Raw genomic sequence first — 21582 nt, 5'->3', positions numbered from 1 at the left:
TTTTGTAATCCTACTTAACAATTCGTAGTTATGATCATAAACAACATAGACCGAGTTGACGACATCACACCTGAGGAGTTCCGCAAAAATTATTACTTACCCCGTAAACCCGTAGTGATCTCAGCAGCAGGGCTGAGTAAACAATCGCCCGCCTACAGCAAATGGACCTGGGACTACTTCAAAAGTATCGTCGGGGACAAGCAGGTGGGCGTTTACAATAATGAGCGTGCCGGCGCCAATACCCTGGTGAACGGGGCAGACGACTATATTACTTTCGGAGAATATATTGACATGGTAAAAAAAGGCCCGGTACAACTGCGCATATTCCTGTTCAATATTTTTCAACATGCTCCGCAACTCGTGCAGGACGTTGTCTGGCCTGATCAGTACGCTAAAGGTTTCCTAAAAAAATACCCCATGTTGTTTGTCGGCGGCGCCGGATCGGTGGCGCATATGCACTATGACATCGACATGTCCCACATCTTCCATACTCAGTTCATTGGCCGCAAAAGGGTATTGCTGCTGGAGAACAAACAATCCCCCTACATCTACCGCATGCCGTTTACGGTGGAGAGCGCCGCCTCTTTTGTCAACTGGCATGAAAAACTGGACGAAGAACATTACCCGGCCCTGGCCCATGCCAAGGGGCTGACGGCCATTCTTAACCACGGAGATACGCTCTTTATGCCTGGCGGCTACTGGCATCATATGGAGTATATGGACGGCGGCTTCGCCATGAGCCTGCGGGCGCTGGACGCTTCGCTGGCCGGTAAGCTAAACGGGCTGTACCATATCGTAGGATTGCGGGGCATCAATAACCTCCTGATCAAGCTGGCCCCACAATGGTGGTACCATAAGAAACGGGAGTTGGCTCACCAGCGGGCTGATAGAACCCTTTCACATTTAGCAATTTAAATATTTTGGTATTTGTTGATTTTTATTTGCGGATGTTGGAATTTTTTGATTTTGAGGTTTCGCGGAGATTGTCATTAGCATAGGAGATTTTTAACAATCAACCTACATCAACAACCCCTCCAAATCTCAAAATCAAAAAATTCCAAATTCCCAAATTCCCAAATCCCAAATCCGTAAATCCAATATTCCAATGCCCAAATAGCCAAATAACCAAATATTTTCCCTACCTTTGCACCTTCCTTACTCAACCCCCACTAAGGCTCAAAGTCACGTACAGTAAGTCTGCTGTTATATACAATTAGTGTCTGTGTGTCTTCGTGGCGGTAGCTGGCCGGTAAAAAGCGGCCGCAGGCTCTAAAACATTCGCCCTTGAAGACGAAAACTTTAAAGAAAGACAAGGTTAACATTATTACGCTTGGTTGTTCGAAGAACATGGTTGACTCAGAAGTGCTGAGCGGGCAACTGCTGGCCAATGAGATCGATGTGGTGCATGAAAGCGCCAAACGCGATCATAATATCGTGGTCGTGAACACCTGCGGATTTATCGACAAAGCCAAAGAAGAATCCATCAACACCATCCTGGAACAGGTAGAACTGAAGCAACGCGGCAAGCTGGACAAAGTATATGTGACCGGTTGTCTGAGTGAGCGTTACCGGGGCGACCTGGAATCAGAGATCGGCGGTGTGGACGCCTGGTTCGGCACCATGGAATTGCCGCTGCTGCTGAAGAAATTCGATGCGGATTACAAATCAGAACTGATCGGCGAGCGCCTGCTGAGCACTCCTTCCCACTATGCTTATCTGAAGATTGCAGAAGGTTGTAACCGTACCTGCTCTTTCTGTGCCATTCCGCTGATGCGCGGTGGTCACGTGTCCCGTCCGATAGAGGAACTGGTGAAAGAAGCGGAGAAGCTGGTCCGTTCCGGCGTAAAGGAAATCATGCTGATTGCGCAGGAGCTGACCTATTATGGCCTGGACCTGTACAAACAGCGCCGCCTGGCAGACCTGATGCGCGCACTGGCCGCTGTGGAAGGCCTGGAATGGATACGCCTTCACTATGCTTATCCGACCAAGTTCCCGATGGAAGTGCTCGACGCCATGAACGAGTTCCCTAACATCTGCAACTATCTCGATATGCCTTTGCAGCATGCTTCCAACGCTATGCTCAAAGCCATGAAACGCCAGATCACCCGGGAAGAAATCGAAGAACTGGTCCACCAGATCCGCGCCAAGGTACCCGGTATCTGCCTGCGTACCACCCTGATCGCCGGTTTCCCCGGTGAAACGGAAGACGACGTGGAAGAACTGAAAGGTTTCCTCGAAAGAATGCGTTTTGACAGGGTAGGCGTATTTACCTACAGTCATGAAGAAGGTACCAGCGCTTATGAGCTGGAAGACAACATCCCTGCTGAAGAGAAAGAACGAAGAGCACAGGAGATCATGGAAGTACAGCAGGAAATCTCCCTGGAGAAAAACCAGGAAAGGGTAGGAAAAGTATTGAAAGTCATCGTTGACAAAAAAGAGGCCGGCAGATACCTGGCCCGTACAGAGTTCGACTCTGTGGAAGTGGACAATGAGGTGATCATCAATACCACCAAACGCCTGAAACCCGGCGAATTTGTGAATGTACGTATCACCAAGGCGTTTGATTACGACCTGGAAGGTGAACTGGTATAGAAAATATTTCAACAGCCCGCCGCCCGCAGGCGAAGGGCCTTACATGGCTCCCGACGGAGCCCGATTAATGCAAATCAATGACTACATTTGAATCACTGGGCTTACAAGAGCCTATTTTGAAGGGAATTACGGACCTGGGTTTCGTTTCCCCAACACCGATCCAGGAACAGGCTATTCCCGTTCTTTTAAGTGGAGACCGCGATTTTGTGGGACTGGCCCAGACGGGCACCGGTAAAACCGCTGCTTTTGGCTTACCATTGCTGCAGCAACTGGACCTGAAAATCAACAAACCACAAGGACTGATCCTCTGCCCCACGCGTGAACTGTGTCTGCAGATCACCAACGACCTCAAAAACTTCAGCAAATACCTCGGCGAAGTAAACATTGTAGCGGTATATGGCGGTTCCAGCATCGTGCAGCAGCTGCGCGAGCTGAAGAGAGGCGTACACATTGTGGTAGCCACCCCCGGCCGTCTGCTGGATATTATCGAACGCGGCGCCGTTAACTTCGACAACGTACGCTATGCCGTACTGGATGAAGCTGACGAAATGCTGAACATGGGTTTCCAGGAAGACATCAACAACATCCTGTCCAACACCCCGGAATCCAAAACTACCTGGCTGTTTTCCGCTACGATGCCACAGGAAGTGCGCCGTATCGCGAAAAAATACATGGAAGATCCGTTTGAGCTGACCGTAGGTACTAAAAACAGCGGTAACGCCAACATCGAGCACGAATATTATGTGGTGCGCCCACGCGATAAATATGCTGCCCTGAAACGTATCGTGGACTATAACCCCGATATCTTCGGCATCATCTTCACCCGTACCAAAATTGAATCCCAGGAGATCGCTGAATCCCTGATCAAGGACGGTTACAATGCTGACGCCCTGCACGGTGATCTGACCCAGCAGCAGCGCGACAAGGTGATGAAACGTTTCCGTGAAAAAGCCCTGCAGGTACTGGTAGCTACCGACGTAGCCGCCCGTGGTATCGACGTGGACAATGTGACCCACGTTATCAACTACGACCTGCCGGATGACGTGGAAAACTACACCCACCGTAGCGGCCGTACCGGTCGTGCCGGCAGGTCCGGTGTATCCATTGCCGTTATCAGCGGCCGTGATACCGGAAAAATCCGCCAGATCGAAAGAGTGATCGGTAAAAAATTCGTGAAAGCAGAAGTGCCCGACGGTTTCGCCGTTTGCGAAAAACAACTGTTCGGCCTCGTGCATAAAGTGCACAACGTTACTGTCAACGAAGAACAGATCGAACCATACCTGGAACGTATATACGAAGAGTTCTCCTCCATGACGAAGGAAGAGCTGATCAAACGTTTCGCGTCCCTTGAGTTCAACCAGTTCCTGGAATACTACCAGGACGCTCCGGACCTGAACACGAAAGATGACAAACGCTTCGGTGACGATAGCCGTGGCAGCCGCGGCAGTGGCAAATACACCCGCCTGTTCATTAACCTCGGTTCTGTGGACGATTTCAACCGCGGCGACATGCTCCGTTACCTGTGTGACAACACCGGCGTACGTGGCAATAAAATCGGCCGTATCGATCTGAAAGGTGTTTACTCCTTCTTTGAAGTGGAAAATGACGAGCTGGAAAAAGTGACCCAGAGCTTCAAAAAAGTGGAATACAACGGTCGCGCTGTACGCATCGAAATGTCCCAGGATGGCGACAAACGCGGCGGCGGTGGCGGTGGCCGCTTCAATGGCAACCGCGGCGAAGGCGGTCCGCGCAAAAGGACCTGGACGCCTGGCGGCTCCCGTTCCGGCGAAAAACGCGAACACTCCGGCGGCGGTAAACCTCCGTTTAAACGTAAATACTAAGCTGATTTAGCTTTTTAATATTTGGGTATTTTGATATCAGGGCTGCCCGTGCATCCGGATATTAAAATACCCAAATTCATTTGGGGATTTTGATATTTTGATATTTTGTTGCCTCCCGGGGCGCCTTTTTTCGCCCCCGGTGACTTCCTCTCCCCAAAAATCCCTAAATTTCAAAATTTTCAAATTTTCAAATTTCGAAATTCCCTGATTCCCTGATTCTCAAATAACCAAACGACTAAATGTCAAAATAGCCAAATTTAGACTATCTTGTTTATGCAGACACCCAATTCACACGTTACTATGACCGGAGTTATCAATCGCCCTTTGCAGTCAGTAGAACCATTTTCCCTTTTTTCATCCGGAGATATTGCCCTGTTCCAGGCAGGGTCACATTACCGGCTATACGAAAAATTTGGTGCACATACGCTCGAATATGAGGGCGTACAGGGCACCTATTTTGCCGTATGGGCTCCGGACGCCGCCTTTGTAGCTGTCATGGGTGATTTTAACGAATGGGACCATTACAGTCATACCCTTTTGCCCCGCTGGGACAGCTCCGGTATATGGGAAGGGTTTATTCCGGGCGTGGAAGCAGGCTGCCTGTACAAGTACTTTATCCGCTCCAACAGCGGAGAAGAGCTTTTTAAAGGAGATCCTTTCGCCACCCGGTGGGAAGTGCGTCCCAAAACAGCTTCCGTAGTGCATCCGCTGGACCACACCTGGCACGATAAAAAATGGATGCAGCACAGAAAAAAGCACAACAGCCTGAACAGCCCTTTCTCTGTGTATGAGGTGCATCTGGGCTCCTGGCGCAGACCAGACCCCAACGATGAGAAAAGCGTATATTCCTACGGGGAAATTGCCGCTATGCTGGTGCCTTATGTGAAAGAGATGGGCTTCACCCATGTGGAACTGATGCCGGTGATGGAACACCCGTTTGACGGCTCCTGGGGGTATCAGCTGACCGGTTACTATGCCGCCACCTCCCGCTACGGCACACCTCAGGATTTTATGGCCATGGTAGAAGCCTTTCACGCAGCCGGTATCGGCGTGATCCTGGACTGGGTGCCTTCCCATTTTCCGCATGACGCCCATGGCCTGTACCGGTTCGACGGTTCACATGTGTACGAATATGCCGACATGCGCAAAGGCTATCATCCTGACTGGAACAGCTATATTTTTAATTATTCCCGCAATGAAGTACGGTCGTTTCTGCTCAGCAACGCTATCTACTGGCTGGACAAATTTCATATCGACGGCCTGCGGGTAGATGCAGTGGCCTCCATGATCCACCTGGATTATTCCCGCCAGCGTGGCGCCTGGGAACCCAACGAACTGGGCGGGAATGAAAACCTGGAAGCCATCAGTTTCCTTAAAAAACTGAACGAAACAGTGTATGCGCTGTTCCCCGACGTGCAGACCATTGCTGAAGACTCCACCAATCATTATGGTGTATCCCGGCCCACCTTTGTGGGAGGACTGGGTTTCGGCATGAAATGGATGATGGGCTGGATGAACGATACGCTGGATTATTTCAAAAAAGATCCGGTCCACCGTAAATGGTACCAGAACGATCTGACTTTTAGCCTCGTGTATGCTTTCAGCGAGAACTATATGCTGCCGCTGAGCCATGACGAAGTTGTGCATGGTAAATCGCCTTTGCTGTACAAAATGCCGGGCGACGACTGGCAGAAATGCGCCAACCTGCGCCTCTTGTATGGTTATATGTATACCCATCCCGGCACCAAGTTGTTGTTCATGGGTGGGGAACTGGGCCAGACTTCCGAATGGAATTACAAACGGGAGCTGGACTGGCACCTGTTGAAACATCCTACCCATAAGGGTATTCAGGATTTTGTAAGAGATATCAACCGGTTGTACCGGGAGTCTACCGCATTGTATGAGCAGCAGTTTGAAGGGGAAGGGTTTGAATGGATGATCGTCAACGATTATGACAATTGTGTGCTGGCCTATATGCGAAAAGGCAAAGCGGCGGGCGATGTGATGCTGGTGGTGCTGAATATGACGCCGGTGCCCCGTGAGCAGTACCCGGTGGGCGTTCCACTGGGAGGCACATGGGAAGAGGTGTTAAACAGCGATCATCCCCGGTATTATGGAAGCGGGGTGATAAATACCGGTCCGCTGCAGGCGGCGAAACAATTTTACAATGGCCGCGAATACACCCTGTCGCTCCGTATCCCGCCACTGGGGGTAACCATACTGAAACCCGTTACTGTATAATTGTTTGACATACATGTTCTTTGAATCCGGTATCCGGCATTGCCCGGTTACCGGATTTTTCTTTGTGGCCGTTAAACCTTTTTCTTTTTGGCCCATCTATTATCAGGACGTTTGAGCAACTGCAATAAGAGGAGAGATACAAACGTTTTTTTATAGCATATAGTCATTAGTCAGCGTGCCTGGTAAACGGAGTACAGACGAAGCCAACAAAACCAACGATCCAGCCAGGAACAACAGCCGGCCTTATCTGCTAAGTGCTATCTGCATCAGCCATATTTTTTTATTGTATAAAAAAACCTACAAGTATGAAAAGTGCTCTCCTGAAGCGGGGTTTGCTGGCCGTGTCGATTCCTTTACTGGCCGCCATCCTGTTGTACTCCTGTAAAAAAGATCAATCATCATCCGCTGATCCGATTCCTCAGCATCAGCAGAAAGTCAGCCTGTTTCTTTCCGATGACCCCGGCCTGTTCGATAAGGTATTGCTGGACATCCGCAAGGTAGAGGTGTTGATAGATACCTGCGGGAAAGCAGACGACGACAACTGGAATGACCGTGACCGTTGCTGGTGGGATGAGGACCGTGACCACGACCGTCAGGGCCGTGACTCCTGTCAGGTATGGGATTCACTGAGCATCCGCCCCGGTGTGTACGACCTGCTGACACTCCGTAACGGCGCCGATACTTTGCTGGCCGGCGGCCTGGTGAGAAAAGGCGTGATGAAACGGATCCGCATCACCATTGGTGATAACAATTCCCTCGTGAAAAACAGTGTGACTTATCCGGTTACCTCAGTGGCCGGCCAGTCAAAAATTATTGTAAGGATCAGGCATAACGAATGGGACGAAGTATCTACCGACAATCTGCAGCTGTGGCTGGATTTCGATATACAGCGTTCTATTATCCGCACCTGGAACGGCAAGTTTATCCTGCGTCCGTACATCAACGTATTCACTATCCTGAAAATGGGCAGTCTCTCCGGCCGCGTTACGCCCTGGGACGCCTACCCTGTGATCTCCGTTTACAACAGCAACAAAGACACACTGTATGCATTGCCCTGGAGAAGCGGTGAGTTTAAAGTGCGCGGTTTGAAACCGGGTACCTGGAATGTATTTGTGAATACGTCCAACGGGTATAAAGACACTACCATTGCCAATGTGACCGTTGAACGGGGTAGGGATACAAAGCTGGGAGATATTAAACTGCATAAATAGTAACGCAGCTAAAAAAAACCGGGCCGGTGTACTTTTCTGTACACCGGCTTTTTATTACGGGTGCAAATACATGTCGGAATTATTTAACTTGTGATAAAATCACAGCGTATGCGAAAAATAATAGCAGGGACAATCATAGGGTTGATGCTGGCAACAGCCGGCCATGTGCAGGGACAGGCCGGACAACCCAGGAATCAGAAGGACGCCCAGCAGCGTAAACAGGGTTATTGGATAGAACAGGTAGAGGAGCTGCGTGGCGAACCTGGGTATATCTGGGAAGGAGCTTATAAAAACGGCCGTAAGGAAGGGATCTGGAAGAAGACTTCTCTCGGCGGCAATATTATCGCAGAAGAAACCTATAAAAACAATGTGCTGGATGGCTACTGTAAATACTTCTATCCGAATGGAAAACGTGCGGAGGAAGGCGCTTACCTGGCGACCGAAATAGAGGGGCAGAAGGATACCGTGATGGCGGTAGATCCTGTAACACAACAGGAAACGCCGGTAGTGATCGTTCGGCAGGGCAATTCTGTACGCAATGGTGTATGGAAATTATATGATGAAGATACCGGTAAAATGGCGAAAGCATATTACAAAAGGGGAGAGCTGGTGACGCCTGAAGATATGGGGGAAGACAGTACTTCTGTCGCAACGCCCCCTACCGCTCCTGCACCTGCGACTTTGCCCCACCAGGACGCCGGAAAGCGAAAAAAGCAGCACTGAGAAGGTTGAACAAAATGAACGGGTTTTTATGCCAAAATGAAGGATAAAAGTTGTCCATTTTAGCTTTTTATTTTGTACTTTCATAAGAGAAGTACATGAGGAACAAAGCTCTGATGGCAATGTGTACGCTATTTTATTGTGAATCCTTTAATTTGTTTGTATGAAAAACCTTATAATCAACCACGGAGATGGACCTCATGAATTAAATGGATTGGAATCCACTCCTGACAGAACTGAGATTTTGTTCCGCGCAATTTTTATATTGTTGGTTTTTTGCGCGTTGATCTCTATTTTCTTTTTGTCGATTTTTTACTAAACAGTATATACCCGGATATTTTAGTATACAGGTATGATCAGGGCTTTCATTACGATTCCGCTGGCATATTTGTATAACAGGATATCCGGTTTTTTTTACCGCTGTTGCTAAATGGATTTTGTTGCTGAAGTGCTTTGCGGGACAGCGTTTGGTTCGATTTCTTTATTCGCTGCTGTTTTGTTGCACCCGACGAAAATCCCGGTGGGCATATGTTTGGCTATTTTCTGATAACCGGGTGACTGACTGTTGTGTTATACCGATTTCCTAATTCAATGTTAACGAATCTGTTCATTTTGTTCATTGTGCTTTTGGTGGCTGTCAGAATTTTGCGCATCGCATTTAAGCAATTACTTTTAGGATCTCTAAAGTTGGCATAGGTTAGGAACCCGGCGGCAGATCTCTATCTGAGAGCCTTTTTTCTTCTGAACCTTCTCTTTCCCTTTTTGCTTTTCTTTTTTATTGATGGGGTTGTATCATTAACAACCGGTTACAGGCGTACCGGCATCAAGGCTTTTCAATGAATGCTTTTACCTGTTGCAAAAAAACGCAGATGAGCGGATGCGGATGTGCCGCAGCAGCACTTGTTTGTGGCATAAAAAGCGTGGTCACAAAAAAGGGGCAGCGTGCTGTAAAGCATCGCCGGTAGCGGTGTGGGTGGCTGCTTGTGGATTGTAATCTCCAATAATGGCAATTTTCATACGGGTAGTTATTGGTCTTCCGAAAAAAGAAAGACCGGCCATGAACTTCCCGGGGGGAGGTACATGACCGGTCTGATAACCCAATAGCTTACGCTTTGTGGATCGTAATATTTTCGAACCCACGGTCAGCTATAAACGAAATAGTGCCGTCCGGTAAATGATGTTCGGCGGTGAGCGTCAGTGGCTCGCCATCTATCAGCACCGTGCCTGCTTTGAATGGCAGGCCATGCAGTATAATACGGTGATGGCTATACGTTGTTTCATAGTTGACGAAATATTTTTTCTTCAGCATAAACTGTTCTGTGGAAGAGGCCTGTTTGAAATTGATGACATTGTACTGCCCGTTCTTGTAACCGTAATGGTCACCGGCATCTTCATACAGCGTGCTTTGTGTAATGGTATCGCCGTAGTAAACATGCAGCAGCATTTCCGTGATGGGCGTTTCATAGGTATGCTGCATGACGGGATAGCGGGGCACTACGGCGCCGGCTTTTACAAACAGCGGCATTTCTTCCAGCGGTGTGGCCACGGTCACCTGTTGACCGCCATGGTATACCGTATCATTCCAGAAATAGTACCATTGGCCCTGTGGCAGATATACGGCTTTCTCCTTCATGCCTTCTTCACTGACATGGCTGATCAGGAGGGCGTCGCCCATCATGAACTCATGGGTGCAGTTATGGGTAGCCGGATCATGTTGCGCCACGAAGGCGAGGGGCCGCAACATGGGCGTGCCGTGGGTGGCATATTGCCAGAAGGTGGTGTACAGATAGGGCAGCAGTTCGTACCGCAGGGAGATGAACTTGGCGACTATTTTTTCATAATCCGGCCCAAAACTCCACGGTTCCTGGTTGAAGCCGGTTTCATTGCTGGCGGAGTGGGTACGCATCAGCGGGTGGAAGGCACCCAGCTGTATCCAGCGGGTATAAAGTTCACCGTCGGGTTCTCCGATAAAGCCGCCGATATCGCTGCCGGCAAAGGAGAGGCCGGACACGGCGAGGCGCTGGCACTGGATGGAGGCCAGCCAGAGGTGTTCCCAGCTGGAGACATTGTCGCCGGTCCATACGGACGACCAGCGTTGTGCCCCTGCATAGCAGGAGCGTGTGATGAGGAAAGGCCTGTTGGGCAGCAGGTATTTCTTCATACCGGCGGCAGTGGCCTTGCTCATCAGGTGACCGTACACGTTGTGGGCTTTGCGGTGACTTACTTCTTCGCCGTCGTAGTCATGCCGCACGTCTTCCGGGAAAGTGCCCATTTCAAAGACAGCCGGTTCGTTCATATCGTTCCATACGCCGCGGACACCGGTTTCAGCGAGTCCTTTAAAAAGGCTGCTCCACCATTCCCTTACTTCGGGGTTGGTAAAATCGGGGAATACGCATTTACCCGGCCATACGTCGCCTTCCATCAGTGCGCCGTCCGCCCGTTTGCAGAAGTAGTTGTTTTTCACGCCTTCCTGGTAGATGCTGTATTCCGGGTCTACTTTAATGCCCGGGTCGATGATCACCACCACTTTAAAACCCTGGGCGGCGAGGTCTCTGATAAGGCCTGCCGGGTCGGGGAAGTATTCCTTGCTCCAGGTAAAACAGCGGAAGCCTTCCATATAATCGATGTCGAGATAAATGACGTCGCAGGGTATCTGACGTTTTCTGAATTCGGCGGCTATTTCCCGGACACGGCTGTCCGGATAGTAGCTCCAGCGGCACTGGTGGTAGCCGAGCGTCCACAGGGGGGGCAGTTCCGGCGTGCCTGTGATGCGGGTGTAGGAGGCTGCCACATCCAGCAGTTCGGGACCGTAGATGAAGTAGTAGTTCATTTCTCCGCCGCGGGCCCAGAAGCTGCAGGCATCTTCTCTTTCTTTGCCGAAATCGAAGATGGTGCGGAAGGTATTATCGAAGAAGATGCCGTAGCCGATACCGTTGTGCAGTCCGTAATAAAAGGGGATGTTGCGATACAGCGGATCGGTATCCTTCTGGTAGCCATAGGCATCGGTACCGTAGTTTTCCAGGCGTTTGCCGCGGAGGTTCAGGTCCGTGGGCTTGTCGCCCAGACCGTAGAAACATTCCTCTTCCTGAACGAGCTTGCTGCAATAAACGATTTTTCCGCCTTTTTGCAGGTAGTGCTGCCAGTGGAAGCCCATTTCGTCCTGGTTGATCACTTTCCCGTCTTTATCGGTGATGGTGATACGCAGGTTGTCTCTGGCGATGAATACTTTAAGCGCGTCGGTATATATTTCAAAAGTCTCCTCCCATTCTTTAATGCCAAAAACAATAGGGGATTCCTCGAGGGTGTCGCTGGTAGCGTAGGAAAAATCACGCTGGAAAGTGCCGTCGGCGGCGTAGCGGAAACGGATGATCTTGTCTGCGATCACCCTTACTTCCAAAATGGTTTCGGTGGTATAAAAACAAAAATAGTTTCCTTCTTTCTTCCATTCCCGGATAGCGTCCGGATAATGTTTAATACCGTATTTACTGGACGAGGTTTCAACTTGCATAATCTCTTTTTGTGAATCACGGACAACAGCTTGTATTTTACCGGGTTAGTCTCCGGCTGTTGCATGGTCTTAAATTACATAAAAAAATCAGAGTAGTACAGACAATCGCGTTAGAAGCGGATATTCCCGCGTTTACGATTTAAATCACTCTTTTGACAAAAAAGAGTGAAAATTGACTTGATTAGTTAGTAACTTCATATTGTAAATGTACTTTTTGCTTTAACCTATTTTTCGGTGCGCCTTTCCAGGAGCACCTTTTTTATTGAGGGATTTTTTGATTTACGATTTTTCGATGGAAAGTATGCCTGGCTTCCCTCAAATCCTCAAATCCTCAAATCCTCAAATCCTCAAATCCTCAAATCCTCAAATCCTCAAATCCTCCAATCTCCCATCCTCAAGATTCGAAAATCCCCAAATTTCTAAATTTTTAAGTATCCGATGGATTTACCCGCCAAAAATAGGCGTTTTCCCTTTCTTGCTTTCGTAGCACAGTGAAATCCTGCGCCAATTTTCTGCCAGTCCTTGCCACCGTTGACGGAAATATCTGTGCCGGAAGTGCCGGTAGCGACCAGTATTTTGGGGGTGAGCCAGGTGACGGCGGACTTGAACCCGCCCGGGGGGGTGCGGGGGCTGGTCCAGGTACGGCCACCGTTGCCGGTAAGCAGACAGTTTAGTTGACGAAGGGTGTCATTCCGGTAATCGCCGCCTACCACGATGCCGTTGCGGTTGTCCAGGAATGCCACGGAGAAGGCGCCCATACTGGGTTGTCCCTGCAACAGGGGCAGCGGCTGGCTGCTCCATTGGCCGCCTGACAGGGTATGGATGCGGGACACCGTACCGCCGGTGACGAAGGTAGTGAGGCCTTTACGGCCTATGAGGCTGGTGCCGCTGGCAGCAAAGATAGACTCGCCGGTGGCCGCTTCGGGCGACTGTGCCGGCGTATCCGTTTGCCAGGTGCGGCCGCCGTCGTGCGTACGGAGCACGGTAAAATGTTGTTGCAGCGGATCGCCGATAGCGATGCCCTCCTGTTCATTATAAAAGGTGACAGCATCGAAGAAGATGCCGGCAGTAGCGTTGAAGTAAACCTGTTGCCAGGACTGTCCGCCGTCTTCCGTCAGGAACACATGCGCCGGCTCGCCGGCATTGATCACCACCGCTTTCCGGTCATTAAACGCATAGAGTGAGCGCCAGTCGCAACTGTCGCATGCCTTTACCTGATGCCATTCCCAGGTAGCGCCGCCGTTGAGGCTGCGGCCTACCATGCCGCCGGTACCGGATGCCCATACCACCTCGTCACTCACCGCGCTAAGGCCGCGTATGCTTTTAAGGGGAGGCTGCGCCTCCAATGTAAGAAGCTGATAAGTATTTTGTGCGGACACCTGAATATAAGCGGTTGTCAGCATCAGTAAAAGCAGGCCGCAGGTTAGCAAACGCTTCGCGGAAATCATCTGCCGGAAAGCACCGGTAGCAGGATGTTGAATGTAACGGGAAAGTATGGACATTAATTATAATATTTATTTCCAATCGGTTAAACCGCAAGAAAATTACAAAATAGCTTTAAAGTGTGGCGCAGAATTATATATTTGCAAAAACAGCCTAAACCAGCTTACTGTCAATAACTAAATCAGCGTGCTTCATTCCCGCCAATTGAAAAGACTTTTCTACCTGAGCCTATGCGCCCTACTGATGGGTACAGGTATGTTATATGCGCAGGAGAAGCCGTATATTTTTGACAGCTACAGTGTAAACGACGGGCTTTCCCAAAGCACCATCTTTGATATCACCCAGGACGATCAGGGTTTTCTCTGGATCGCTACCCGCGATGGTATTAACCGTTTTGACGGTTATACTTTCAACGAATACCGCTACAAGCCCAGCTCTCAGGCGAGGGCAGGAGAAGGGAAAGGGGAACTGGTGCCCCGCGGCAGCAATGGCAACCGGGCGGTGATCAACCGGTTTGACCTCAAAGGCTACAAAGGATACTCCTTCTATCACGATCGTCATCATCAGCTGCTGCTGGCTCATAATAACGGTATCAGTTTATACGACAAGTATCGTAATAATTTCCGTAACGTACTGATAGACACTTCCAATGTAAATGCACAGGAACGGGATGCCAATGTGAAATTCCGCATACTGGGAGAAGATGTCGCCACCCGGAGCCTGTGGGTATGGCGTCCTATGAAAGGGTTATACGTGCTGGACGACAGCTCTTATGTTACCCGCCGCATCATCCTGTATCCGCCGCAGTTTCAGCGGATGGGTATCATTCCTTCCGCCTTGCTGAAAGATGGGAATACCATCTGGATGAGTGGTGATGAAGGGGAGCTGCTGGCGCTCGACATCCAGACGCTGCGGCTGCAAACCTACTGTCTGCCCGGTGTTGGCAGAAACGCGGTCATGCGTAACCTGAATGCAGACTCTATCCTGATCGTCAGTGAAGGGCATATTGTGGTGTTCAACAAACGCCGCAACAAATTCAGCGACCTTAGCTATGATTACCGGAACGAATGGGGAGATGCTTTCACTCCCAATGTGATGGAGATCGATCATGAGGGGAATGCCTGGATTGGCGGAACAGACGGCATACTGATTTACAGTATCGCCCGTAATGAAATTATCCGGCATATCGTGAGCTTCAATACGTTTGAAACCCGCTCCTATAACCTCGTCAGCCACCTCTATCGCGACGGTTCCGATAATATGTGGGTGGGCACTGATGGCGACGGTGTGAAAAAATATTCCCCGCATAAAAAGGTATTCAACCTCTACCGTTCTCCTTATATCTCCCACAACATGGTGCAGGCGGTATACAAGCATGATGACGGCAAACTGTATGTGGGCCTCATGCGCGACGGACTGAACATCTACGGCGAAGGCGGCAAATTCCTGGAACGTATCAGCAACGAACTGTATCCGCATAAGTTCCCCGGCAACGATCTGGGTGCTATCTGCCGGGAAAATTTTGAACACCTGTGGCTGCATTTCGCCGGTATGCATATCGGCTTGTTCAATGTGCAGACGAAAGGTTTCCGCGACCTCACGGCCAAGTTGGATGCGCTGCAGCTGCCGCCGCAGAAAGACCCGTTCCCTTTCCTCTTTAAGCGGGCCAATGGAGAATTGTATTTTAATTATGGCCGCTATCTGCTGCGTTTTGATGAACAGGGCGGTTATGATTATACGGTGTCTGTAGTGCATGATTTCCGGGACGAACTGCTCACCACTTACTTCGAAGATCATATGGGCAACCAGTATGTGGGTACCAAATCCGCCCTGTATATCAAGCAACTGGCCGACTCTCACTGGCGGTACGTGAAGTTGCCGGAGGGCACTACCGTAAAAGGCATCAACAAAACGCCGCACAAAGAATTGCTGGTGGCCACTAATAAAGGACTGTTCGTATATGACGCTTCCGGACGGTTGAAAACGCATTATAACAGCTACGACTATCCGAAACTGATCAACGACTATATGTACGGCGTGTTGCTGGATGACAAGGACCGTATCTGGGTAAGCCACAACAAAGGGGTTACACAGATCAATCCGGTTACCCGGGAGATCACTACGTTTAATCATGAAGACGGGCTGCAGTCCAATGAATTTAACACAGGCGCCTTTTATAAATCCATCGACGGAGAGCTGTTTTTTGGCGGTACCCGCGGGGTGAATGGTTTCTATCCGAAGAATTTCCGGAAGAACCCGTTCAATTCCAAGGTAATTATCCGGAGGATGGAAGTGCTGGACAAGCCTTATGAGTCTGACACTGCGATCTCTTTGCTGAAGCGGGTGGAGCTGCCGTACAACCAGAACACGATCGCGATAGAGTTTGTGCCGCTGGAATATACTAATCCTTTGAAAAACAAGGTACAGTATAAGCTGGAGGGGGCTGATGAAGATTGGGTGGAGGCCGGTGCTTTCCGGATGGCGCGTTATACCAACTTACATCCCGGCAGTTATGTATTTAAAGTGAAGGCTTCCAATAATGATGACAGCTGGAATACAACGCCTACGATGCTGGAGATACAGATCCGGATACCGTTCTGGCAATCGTTGTGGTTTAGATTTTTATTATTGTTGTTGTTGTTAGGCATTGCATATTATTTCTCTACGTTGTATCTTGATTATAAAATAAGGCATGAGAAACTGAAACTGGAAAAAGAGCAGGCGGTAGACCAGGAGCGGGCGCGTATTTCCAGTGATATGCACGATGATTTGGGGTCTGGTTTGTCCACGATCAGACTGCTGAGCGAAATAGCCAAAAGAAAGATACCGGACACATCGCAAACGAAAGAGATTGAGCGCATTAGTGAAACAGCCGGGGAGATGATCGACAAGATGAGTGAGATCATCTGGGCGATGAATTCCTCCAATGATTCCCTGGCCAATCTGATCGCGTATATGCGCAGTTTTGCTGCCGATTTCCTGGAGCATGCGCACATCTCGCATCAGTTTTTCTTCCCTGAAGTTATTCCGGATATTAAACTGAGTGGCGGCACCCGTCGGAATATTTACCTGGCGGTGAAGGAATCGTTGCATAATGTGATGAAACATGCGAAGGCAACAGAGGTAATCATTGAAGTGAAAATGCATAAAAATATGACGATCATGATCAAAGACAACGGAAGAGGATTTGACCAGGAGAAGGTGCGTTTGTTTGGCAATGGCTTGAAAAATATACAGAAGCGGATGATGGCCGTAGGTGGCAATGCAGACATCACTTCCAATAACGGTACAATAGTTTTTCTCGATATCCCACTAAATTAACATACATTTGTTTTAAGTAACATTTAAGTGTTATAATTCCTATAAACATGACGGTATACTCAAAGAAGAAGGCCCAGGATAACATGGACATCATTTCTATTGCGATAGTAGAAGATAACCATGATATCCGCACGGCTATGGAATTGCTGATTAATGGTTCTGACGGTTATGCCTGTGTTGGCACCTTCAATAATGCAGAAACCGCACTGGAGCAAATCCCTCACCTGCTACCCAATGTAGTCCTGATGGATTTTAATCTTCCCGGTGGGATGAATGGTATTGAATGTATTGCCCGGTTAAAAGCGGAGTACCAGGATATGCAGTTTATGATGCTCACTGTATATGAAGATGACGACAAAATTTTCATGGCGCTGGAGGCCGGCGCCAGTGGGTACATCCTCAAAAAAACCTCTCCCGGTGAGTTGCTGGAAGCTATCAGGGACCTGCATGAAGGCGGTTCGCCGATGAGCTCACAGATTGCCAGAAGGGTGGTCGCCTTTTTCCAGAAACAGGCAAAACCTAACCCGGCGCTGGAAGCGTTGACCACCAGGGAAAAAGAAATTCTGGACCAGTTGTCGAAAGGATTCCTGTACAAAGAAATTGCCAGCAACCTGTTTATCAGTATAGAAACGGTGAGACGGCACGTTCATAATATTTATGAGAAACTGCACGTCCGCAGCAGGACGGACGCGGTAAACAAATACTACAACCGCTAAACGCATTAAAAGCAGAAGGAGTTGCAGATCATCTGCAACTCCTTCTGCTTTTTTTATAGTTCTTTTACTTCGTTGCGTGTTTACGCAACAAGTGAGCACAAAGTACCAAGGTGGCAATGATCATGCATGCCAGTTTGAATAACAGACCAGTTTTCATAGGACGGGGATTGTATGGTTAATAATTTTTCCCTGTGTACAAATACATGACACTCCTCTGAAGGCGATAGCCGTACGGTTGCTCTTTTGCTGATAGTAATGTAAGAAGACCTTGCTGTGTGTGAAAGATTACCGCATCATCTGCCAGGAATCAAATTTCCGGATGAGACGGAGAAATTTATTACCGATGTTATTTTCCTGTTCGCGACGGATAACAAAAGTGGCAATTACTGCGGCAAGCAGGGCCATTAAAACGAGAATGATAAAAAGCGTTTTCATAAGGACATAGGTTAGGATGTTTTTCGATAAATGTGTCTTTCGTAAATATAATGAAATATTTCTATAAAAAATATTTTTTATAGAAATTGTGGAATTCCACAGAAAAAAAAGAAAAAGGTTGACGCCCCAGTATCCCCTTTTAAAAATTTTAACAGGATCAATACATTTATAACTAATTGATGATTAATGCTCCATACATAGTGTATAACTAATACTTGGGATGATTCAATGAATCCTTTATTTTTGCCAGCAATCGGATTTTGCTAAAAGATTTAGTATCCTTGCAGCAGCATTTTAAACCCTAAGAAAATAAATATTTAGGAAACTTTAATATAATATGGCAAACACGGATAAGACGGATAACAAAGATCTATTTGCTTCCTATACGGAAGACTCCATACGGTCACTGGACTGGCGGGAGCACATCCGCCTCCGTCCCGGTATGTACATTGGTAAGCTGGGCGACGGTTCCAGCATGGACGACGGTATCTACATCCTGCTCAAGGAGGTGGCCGACAACTGCATCGATGAACATACCATGGGATTTGGAAAGCAGGTAGACCTGAAAGTAACCGAGCACAGTGTAACGGTGCGCGACTTTGGTCGTGGTATTCCACTGGGCAAGGTAGTAGATGTAGTGAGCAAGATCAATACCGGCGCCAAATACGACAGCAAGGCCTTCCAGAAATCAGTCGGCCTCAACGGGGTGGGTACCAAAGCAGTGAACGCCCTTTCCAGTTATTTCCGCGTACAGTCAGTGCGTGATGGCCGCATGAAAGTGGCAGAGTTTGAACGCGGCGTACTGGTGAAAGAACACAAAGAAACCGCTACCTCCGAACCGAACGGTACCCTCGTGACCTTCACACCGGATGATACCGTCTTCAAAAACTATCGTTACATCCCAGAATTCCTCGAAAACCAGATCTGGAACTACTGCTTCCTGAATGCCGGTCTGACAGTGAATTTCAACGGTAAAAAATACCTCTCGAAGAACGGTCTGCTGGACCTGCTGCAGCGTAAAACCAATGAGGAAGACCTGCGCTATCCCATCATCCACCTGAAAGGAGAGGACATAGAAGTGGCCATCACCCACGAAAACCAATACGGTGAGGAATACTACTCTTTCGTGAACGGTCAGCATACCACCCAGGGCGGTACACACCTGGCGGCTTTCCGTGAGGCCTTCGTGAAAACAGTCCGTGACTTCTACAAAAAAGATTACGAAGCTACTGATATCCGCTCCTCTATCTGCGCGGCCATCTCCGTGCGGGTACAGGAACCGGTGTTCGAATCCCAGACCAAAACCAAACTGGGGTCCCAGGTGGTGTTCGAAGGCGGCCCCTCAGTAAAAGCATTCGTGCTGGACTTCCTCTCCAAACACCTCGACGATTTCCTGCACCGTAACCCGGCCATAGCCGATGCGATGAAGAAACGTATCGAACAGAGCGAACGCGAAAGAAAAGAGCTGGCGGGGATTAAAAAGCTGGCCAACGAAAGGGCCAAAAAAGCCAACCTGCATAACCGCAAGCTGCGCGACTGCCGCATTCACCTCAACGAAGAGTTTACCGGCAAAGAGAAAGCCGAACTGGAAGCCAAACGGCTGGAAACAACCATCTTCATCACGGAAGGTGATTCTGCCAGCGGCTCCATCACCAAGTCCCGCAACGTGGAAACACAAGCAGTGTTTAGTCTGCGTGGTAAGCCACTGAACAGCTTCGGCCTCACTAAAAAGATCGTGTATGAAAACGAGGAATTTAACCTCCTCCAGCATGCACTCAATATCGAAGAAGGGCTGGAAGGGTTGCGCTACAACAATATTGTGGTGGCCACCGATGCCGACGTGGACGGTATGCACATCCGCCTGCTGCTGCTGACTTTCTTCCTGCAGTTTTTCCCTGACCTGGTGAAAAACGGGCACGTATATATCCTGGAAACGCCGCTGTTCCGCGTACGTAACAAACAGCAGACCATCTATTGTTATACGGAAGAAGAAAAACAGAAAGCAGTGAAGAAGCTGGGCAACAAACCGGAAATCACCCGCTTTAAAGGATTGGGTGAGATCTCCCCGGAAGAATTCGGCCGCTTTATTGGTGATGACATCCGTATTGAGCCGATCATCCTGTCTAAAGACATTCATATCCAGAAACTGCTGGAATATTATATGGGTAAAAATACCCAGACCAGACAGGAGTTCATCATCAACAACCTGCGGTACGAAAAAGACCTGATTGAAGAAGAAATTTAAATAAACGAAGATGGGGCTTTTACACATCGTGTTTGGCGAGGCTGCAATACCGGTCATGACCGAAGCCATCAGCATGGACGAAAAAATGCAGGGCGAACTGCTTTGTTTCGACGACGACCTGTCTGTTGGCCCGTTGTTTATCCTCGATACCAAAGAAGGGCAGGCCAACCGCCGTCAGTGGTGGCAGCAGATCAGCGCCACCTCATCGCAGCCGCAGCTGCAACCGGAATTACTGCCGGAAACACCCGCCACCGAAACCGCCACCGCTCCGGCCGTGGAAGAGGCGTCGGGCGATGCGGACACGCTGAAAACCCTGAAAACAAGTCTGAAAGAAGATCCGGAACTGGAAGTATGGATATGGGCCGGTCAGAACGCCCGTGACGTATGCGGCTACTATTGGCTGGTAAGCCAGCTGTATGATTTTGCAGGCCGCATTCATATCATCTACCTGAACAACCTCCCTTTCCTGAATGAAAAAGGCGCTGTTTTTTATCCTACCCATCTGCACCAGATACTGCCCAAAGAATTCCTGAAGGCGAAGAAACTGGCCAGGGCCATCTCCCTCGCGGAGTTTGAACTGGACGGAGATGAATGGCACCGCCTCATGAACGAGAACGCCGGTATACGGATGCTCGAAGGCGGTAAAAAAATCAAAGGAGAGCCCACCCTGTTTTATGACAAGGAACTGCTGGCACAAACCGGTAAGGAGTTTGTAAAGGCATGGCGTGTGGTGCAACAGGTGACCGGCAAGCTGAAATACCCGGTGCTGGACCTGTTTCTCGGATGGCGGCTGAAAGAACTGGTGAAAGAAGGTAAAGTGGAAAGCAAAGGCGATCTGAAAACCATCCGTGACTTTGAAGTGAAGCTGCCGGGAGAAACGAACACCGAAAATCCTGTAACGGAATGATAAAAGTAACAACCCTGTCGCTGGCAGGAGAAGACGACCGGGGAAGCAACTATCTCTGGGACTGTACCCGGACCGGGGAGTTTATGCTGTGCTACCGGCACGCCGGCAGCAGCAGCGGTCAGCATTACCATACCGGTATCAGCGACAATAAAAACCCGGAGATCATGTTCCTGCTTACCGGTAAAGCGCTGATACACTGGTGTCCGGTAGGAGGTAATGAAATCTGTACTACGGAAGTAACCGCGCCGGCGCGGGTGGAAGTGCCCATCAACCTGTGGCACCAGCTGATCGCCGAAACAGATTGTTGCTTTATAGAACTGAACTCCATGGCCGATGTGCAGAAAGACAGCGTACGTGTCTGGAGAACAGACCTTGAAAAAATGATTATCGAAAAACAGTAAG

Annotated in this window: 14 protein-coding genes; 11 read left to right on the top strand and 3 right to left on the bottom strand. The window is 49.1% G+C overall.

Features of this window, described 5'->3' with window-relative positions; genetic code table 11:
- The first annotated feature begins 30 nt into the window (after window positions 1-30).
- The 6 genes from B5D63_RS21400 (at window position 31) to B5D63_RS21375 (ending at window position 8608) form a co-directional block, all read left to right on the top strand.
- Complete coding sequence (locus B5D63_RS21400) at window positions 31-915, top strand: cupin-like domain-containing protein (protein WP_078670877.1); 885 nt, start codon at window positions 31-33, stop codon at window positions 913-915.
- Window positions 916-1284: 369 nt separating this feature from the next.
- Window positions 1285-2592 carry a 30S ribosomal protein S12 methylthiotransferase RimO gene (rimO, locus tag B5D63_RS21395; protein WP_078670876.1) on the top strand — a complete coding sequence of 436 codons (1308 nt, stop codon included), beginning with the start codon at window positions 1285-1287 and terminating at the stop codon, window positions 2590-2592.
- 77 nt (window positions 2593-2669) lie between these two features.
- Window positions 2670-4433, top strand: a complete 1764-nt coding sequence (locus B5D63_RS21390; protein WP_078670875.1) for a DEAD/DEAH box helicase — start codon at window positions 2670-2672, stop codon at window positions 4431-4433.
- A gap of 300 nt (window positions 4434-4733) precedes the next feature.
- On the top strand, window positions 4734-6674 hold the full coding sequence (gene glgB / locus B5D63_RS21385) for a 1,4-alpha-glucan branching protein GlgB (protein WP_078671349.1): 1941 nt from the start codon (window positions 4734-4736) through the stop codon (window positions 6672-6674).
- Window positions 6675-6979: 305 nt separating this feature from the next.
- Window positions 6980-7885, top strand: a complete 906-nt coding sequence (locus B5D63_RS21380) for a DUF4382 domain-containing protein (protein ID WP_078670874.1) — start codon at window positions 6980-6982, stop codon at window positions 7883-7885.
- Window positions 7886-7993: 108 nt separating this feature from the next.
- Window positions 7994-8608: a toxin-antitoxin system YwqK family antitoxin gene (locus tag B5D63_RS21375; protein ID WP_143313023.1), complete on the top strand. Its 615-nt coding sequence runs from the start codon at window positions 7994-7996 to the stop codon at window positions 8606-8608.
- 1102 nt (window positions 8609-9710) lie between these two features.
- On the opposite strand, the gene B5D63_RS21370 is transcribed toward B5D63_RS21375, so the two are convergent.
- Together B5D63_RS21370 and B5D63_RS21365 are read right to left on the bottom strand one after the other, a co-directional pair.
- The gene (locus B5D63_RS21370; RefSeq protein WP_078670872.1) at window positions 9711-12113 is read right to left on the bottom strand and encodes a glycoside hydrolase family 31 protein; all 2403 of its coding nucleotides are present in this window, start codon (window positions 12111-12113) and stop codon (window positions 9711-9713) included.
- A 419-nt stretch (window positions 12114-12532) separates the two neighbouring features.
- A complete protein-coding gene (locus tag B5D63_RS21365; protein ID WP_078670871.1) occupies window positions 12533-13615 on the bottom strand; it encodes a beta propeller repeat protein in 1083 nt (360 codons plus the stop codon).
- 145 nt (window positions 13616-13760) lie between these two features.
- Here B5D63_RS21365 and B5D63_RS21360 point away from each other — a divergent pair, with 145 nt between their 5' ends.
- Window positions 13761-16877 (top strand): ligand-binding sensor domain-containing protein, encoded by a 3117-nt coding sequence (locus B5D63_RS21360; RefSeq protein WP_143313022.1) that lies wholly within the window; start codon window positions 13761-13763, stop codon window positions 16875-16877.
- Between the two features lie 47 nt (window positions 16878-16924).
- Window positions 16925-17593, top strand: a complete 669-nt coding sequence (locus B5D63_RS21355; RefSeq protein ID WP_078670869.1) for a response regulator transcription factor — start codon at window positions 16925-16927, stop codon at window positions 17591-17593.
- A 285-nt stretch (window positions 17594-17878) separates the two neighbouring features.
- On the opposite strand, the gene B5D63_RS35100 is transcribed toward B5D63_RS21355, so the two are convergent.
- Complete coding sequence (locus tag B5D63_RS35100) at window positions 17879-18028, bottom strand: hypothetical protein (protein WP_159456111.1); 150 nt, start codon at window positions 18026-18028, stop codon at window positions 17879-17881.
- Between the two features lie 337 nt (window positions 18029-18365).
- Here B5D63_RS35100 and B5D63_RS21350 point away from each other — a divergent pair, with 337 nt between their 5' ends.
- The 3 genes from B5D63_RS21350 to B5D63_RS21340 are packed head-to-tail and all read left to right on the top strand — an operon-like array spanning window position 18366 to window position 21581.
- Window positions 18366-20273, top strand: coding sequence for a DNA topoisomerase IV subunit B (locus B5D63_RS21350; RefSeq protein WP_078670868.1), 1908 nt, complete (start codon window positions 18366-18368; stop codon window positions 20271-20273).
- 10 nt (window positions 20274-20283) lie between these two features.
- Complete coding sequence (locus tag B5D63_RS21345; protein ID WP_078670867.1) at window positions 20284-21180, top strand: DUF1835 domain-containing protein; 897 nt, start codon at window positions 20284-20286, stop codon at window positions 21178-21180.
- Window positions 21177-21581 carry a hypothetical protein gene (locus tag B5D63_RS21340; protein ID WP_078670866.1) on the top strand — a complete coding sequence of 135 codons (405 nt, stop codon included), beginning with the start codon at window positions 21177-21179 and terminating at the stop codon, window positions 21579-21581. Before B5D63_RS21345 ends, B5D63_RS21340 begins: the two co-directional genes overlap by 4 nt.
- Window position 21582 lies beyond the last annotated feature (1 nt).

Origin of the sequence: Chitinophaga eiseniae, assembly GCF_900167135.1 — a bacterium.
Taxonomy (GTDB): domain Bacteria; phylum Bacteroidota; class Bacteroidia; order Chitinophagales; family Chitinophagaceae; genus Chitinophaga; species Chitinophaga eiseniae.
This window is presented reverse-complemented; position numbering and strand designations above follow the sequence as displayed.